The sequence below is a fragment of the Streptomyces sp. NPDC059853 genome (genome assembly GCF_042731495.1).
In the GTDB taxonomy this organism is placed as follows: domain Bacteria; phylum Actinomycetota; class Actinomycetes; order Streptomycetales; family Streptomycetaceae; genus Streptomyces.
This window is the reverse complement of the sequence record NZ_JBHWJL010000483.1, coordinates 1201-2442: the sequence shown is the minus strand read 5'-3', so window position 1 is coordinate 2442 and position 1242 is coordinate 1201. Positions and strand designations below refer to the sequence as shown.

Genomic DNA, 1242 nt, shown 5'->3' with positions numbered 1-1242 from the left:
GCCCGTCCCCGGCCCGCCGGTTCCTGATCAGGGCCCCTCACCCCCGGGAGCGCGGGCCATCCTCGATCGGCGGGCCGGGACCGTCCTCCCGCCGCGTCCCCCGTCCGGCGGTTTCGCTGGCATCATCGGTGCCATGGGCAACACGAACGAACCCCCGTACGACGTGCTGGTGGTGGGAGCCGCCGGGGTGGACACCATCGTCCGGGTGCCACGGCTCGAAGTGCCGGACGCCGATCTGATCCATGTGCCGCCGATCCGCGACTATGTGGCGCACACCGGGACGGGGGCCGCGCTGGGCTTCCACGCGCTGGGGCTGCGCACCCACTTCCTGGACTTCATCGGCGACGATCTCCAGGGCGATCTGATCCGCCGTCGGTTCGCGGCGGCCGGGCTCGGCTTCGACGCGCTGCCGGCCCCGAACGGGACGCCGCGCAGCGTCAATCTGGTGGACGAGGCGGGGCGCCGGTTCTCCTTCTACGACGGCCGGCATCCGGCGGAGCTGCTGCTGCCGCCGGAGTTCGTGGCCCCGCATCTGGACCGGGCGCGGCATGTGCACGTGTGCCGGTCGGGGTTCAACCGGGAGCTGTTCGGTGAGCTGGAGCGCCGGGGGCTGTCCTCCTCCACGGATCTGCACGCCTGGGACGGGGTGAATCCGGACAGCCACCCGTGGGCGTTCCGTACCGACTACGTGTTCCTCAGCGCGGCCGGGGTGCAGGGCCGGATCGAGGAGACGCTGCGGCTGATCCTGGCGCGCGGGAAGGCGAAGCTGGTGGTGGCCACGGACGGGGAGCGCGGGTGTCATCTGCTGAGCCGGGACGGGGACGGGTCCGTACGGCACGTCCCGGCGGTGACCCCGGCGGCCCCGGTGGTGGACAGCAACGGGGCGGGGGACGCGTTCGTGACGGCGTTCCTCGCGACGCTGTTCGCGGGCGGGGATCTCGACCGGTGCGCGCTGGCCGGCGCCGTCTCGGGGGCGTTCGCCTGCACGCAGGTGGGCACGCACGAGCGGCAGATGACGACGGCCGAGCTGGCCGCGGAGCTGGCCCGGCTGGGCGGGGGTGCCGGGCGGGCGGGGGTCAGGCCGGCGTGAGGATCGTGCCGCGTACGCTGCCCTCGACGGCCTCCAGGTAGCGCACGGCGACCTCGTCGAGCGGGGTGCCGGGGGCCGGGTCCTGGTCCAGGGCGATCAGGGTCTCGCGGATCCAGCCGGGGCTGACGGCGTTGAGGCGGATGCCGCGGGGC

1 protein-coding gene is annotated in these 1242 nt (G+C 74.2%); it reads left to right on the top strand.

All coding sequences use genetic code 11. The annotated features are described in order from the left end of the window. The first annotated feature begins 133 nt into the window (after nucleotides 1-133). Nucleotides 134-1090 (top strand): carbohydrate kinase family protein, encoded by a 957-nt coding sequence (locus ACFV5N_RS27060; protein WP_385604945.1) that lies wholly within the window; start codon nucleotides 134-136, stop codon nucleotides 1088-1090. The last annotated feature ends 152 nt before the right edge of the window (nucleotides 1091-1242 follow it).

Bases quoted from the DNA above. Each gene is read 5' to 3' on its own strand.
- ACFV5N_RS27060 (WP_385604945.1), top strand. From the start codon at position 134: ATGGGCAACACGAACGAACCCCCGTACGACGTGCTGGTGGTGGGAGCC.